The following is a 474-nucleotide window of genomic DNA, read 5'->3' on the forward strand; positions in this document are numbered from 1 at the left end:
TCGCCCTGCGCAAGGTGGCTGGGATATACGGTGGTTCACGCCCGTGCACGAGGCGGAGTTCTGCGGGCATGCCACTGTGGCGGCGGCACATATCCTATGCACGGAGCGCGGCATGAGTGGTGACATTGCGTTCTTTACCCGCGTCGGCGAGCTGCAGGTGCGCGCATCTGGCAAGGACTACCAGCTCCATATGCCGCGGTTTGAGCCCGAGATTATGGAAGAGCCGCCTCGGGAAGTGGCGCATCTTTTCGGTGACGAACGGATTGGGCAGTTCAAGAATTTCGAGAATGTCTTCATCGAACTGGCAAGAGAAGAGGCGGTCCGATCCTTCGTTCCGGACTTGGCCGCGATCACACGGCTTTTTCCAATGGGACTGGCCATCACGGCCGCCGGCGCGGAGGCAGATTTCGTCTCACGCTACTTCGCTCCCGGTGCCGGCATTCCAGAGGATCCGGTGACCGGGTCCACGCATGC

At 61.2% G+C, this 474-nt stretch carries 1 protein-coding gene; it reads left to right on the forward strand.

Annotated features, from left to right (window positions below):
• Positions 1-43: 43 nt before the first annotated feature.
• The coding region (locus BGN91_RS10330) for a PhzF family phenazine biosynthesis protein (RefSeq protein ID WP_292612836.1) at positions 44-474 on the forward strand (431 nt) is incomplete at its 3' end.

Origin of the sequence: Nitrobacter sp. 62-13 (genome assembly GCF_001896955.1) — a bacterium.
In the GTDB taxonomy this organism is placed as follows: domain Bacteria; phylum Pseudomonadota; class Alphaproteobacteria; order Rhizobiales; family Xanthobacteraceae; genus Nitrobacter.